We start from the raw sequence: 2054 nt of genomic DNA, 5'->3' as shown, positions 1-2054 counted from the left end.
CGTCGCTGCTGCCGGCCGCGCCTGGCACCGAGCCCGGGACCCGCTGACGTGGGGGCCCAGCGCCGCGACCGCCGACGCCACGACGGTGACGATCACCGTGGCCTGACGGCAGCGGGGTCGGAGGGACTAGCCGGGCGGCACGCCCAGGCACACCACGCGCCCGTAAGGCGGCCCGGAGACAGTGACGAAGATGCGCCCGCGCGCCCGTGTCGGGCCGGCCTGGGAAAACCGGGAATCCTGACGGTGCGCAGCGTGCCACCGGACGCCAGGGAGAGGATCGAGACGACCGTTTCGAAGGTCCGGACACGGTTGATGACCTTGGTGTGGATCAGCAACCCAACGCCGGCCGCCATCTTGGGATGGTAGAGGCGTTCGAGCCGTCGCCGGCGAAAGGAGACGCTCGACGCGGTTCCTCAGATCGTCGGCATAGTCGTATGCCTGTGACCAGTCCGCAGCCGTGACCGGCGGCCCCGGCCACGTGACCGCCTCGGCAGGTGCCCGCACCGACCAGTGCTCGTCTTGTCAGCACACCGAAACCCACCGGGTCGATGGCCGGGCCGATCCCGGCCGTGACCACACGGTATGCCGCGCGATGCCCCGTTGGCTAGGGACGCAAGGCTTTCAGCGCTGGTCGATGGCGACGTAGTCGCGCGCGCCCTCGCCGATGTAGACCTGCCGCGGGCGGCCGATCTTCGTCGCCGGGTCCTCGATCATCTCGCGCCACTGCGCGATCCACCCGGGCAGGCGGCCGAGGGCGAACAGCACGGTGAACATCTTGGTCGGGAAACCCATCGCCTTGTAGATCAGGCCGGTGTAGAAGTCGACGTTCGGGTAGAGGCGGCGCTCGACGAAGTAGTCGTCGCCCAGGGCGATCTCCTCCAGTTCCATCGCGATGTCGAGCAGCGGGTCGTCGACACCGAGCCGCCCCAGGATGTCGTCGGCGGTCTGCTTGATGATCGAGGCCCTAGGGTCGTAGTTCTTGTAGACCCGGTGCCCGAAGCCCATCAGCTTCTGCTTGGTCTCCTTGTTCTTCACGTGCATCATGAAGTCCTTGGGGGACTCGCCGGAGTTCTTGACCTGCGCGAGCATCTCCAAGACCTGCTGGTTGGCGCCCCCGTGCAGCGGCCCGAAGAGGGCGTTGATGCCGGCCGAGATCGACGCGAACAGGTTGGCGTGCGAGGAGCCGACGAGGCGCACCGTCGAGGTGGAGCAGTTCTGCTCGTGGTCGGCGTGCAGGAGCAACAGCAGATCGAGGCCCTTGACGATGGTCGGGTCGAGTTCGTAGGGCTCGGCCGGGAAGCCGAAGGTCATCCGCAGGAAGTTCTCGGTCAGCGACAGGTGGTTGTCCGGGTAGAGGAAGGGCTGGCCCATCGACTTCTTGTAAGCGTAGGCCGCGATCGTCGGCAGCTTGGCCAGTAGCCGGTAGGTCGAGATCTCGACCTGGTCCTGGTCGAAGGGGTCGAGGCTGTCCTGGTAGAAGGTCGACAGGGCCGAGACGGCGCTGGAGAGCACCGGCATCGGGTGCGCGTCGCGCGGGAAGCCGTTGAAGAAGGCCTTGAGGTCTTCGTGCAGGAGGGTGTGCCGCCGGATCTTGGCGTCGAAGGAGGCCATCTCGTCCGCGCTGGGCAGCTCCCCGTAGATCAGCAGGTATGCCGTTTCGAGATAGGTGGATTGTTCGGCCAGCTGCTCGATCGGGTACCCGCGGTAGCGCAGGATGCCTGTGTCACCATCGATGAACGTGATCGCGCTGGTGCAGGCGGCGGTATTGACGAAGCCGGAGTCGAGGGTGACATTTCCGGTCTCCTTGAGCAGGGCGGAGATGTCGTATCCGTCGTTGCCCTCGGTGGCGGATACCCGCTTGAGGTCGAGTTCCTTGCCGTCCGCGAGGAGTTTCGCACCAGCCGTTGCGTCGTCTGCCATGGGGTGGAAACTACCGCACGGGAACCGCGAGGGTGGCACGCGGTCCGCGAGATCTGCGTCCTTGACCGGCGCCCGGCACCGCACCCGGGATCCGTCGGCGGGTCCAGCGCGCGGGCTCAGGCGCCGGCGAGGCG

The 2054-nt window shown here is 67.1% G+C and carries 1 protein-coding gene; it reads right to left on the bottom strand.

Annotated features, from left to right (window positions below; translation table 11 throughout):
• Nucleotides 1–621 precede the first annotated feature (621 nt).
• Complete coding sequence (locus BN11_RS16410) at nt 622–1920, bottom strand: citrate synthase (protein WP_048699432.1); 1299 nt, start codon at nt 1918–1920, stop codon at nt 622–624.
• Between the last annotated feature and the right edge of the window lie 134 nt (nt 1921–2054).

The sequence above is a fragment of the Nostocoides australiense Ben110 genome (assembly GCF_001050535.1).
GTDB classification, from domain to species: domain Bacteria; phylum Actinomycetota; class Actinomycetes; order Actinomycetales; family Dermatophilaceae; genus Nostocoides_A; species Nostocoides_A australiense.
The sequence above is the reverse complement of the archived record's forward strand: the minus strand, read 5'-3'. Positions and strand labels throughout refer to the sequence as shown.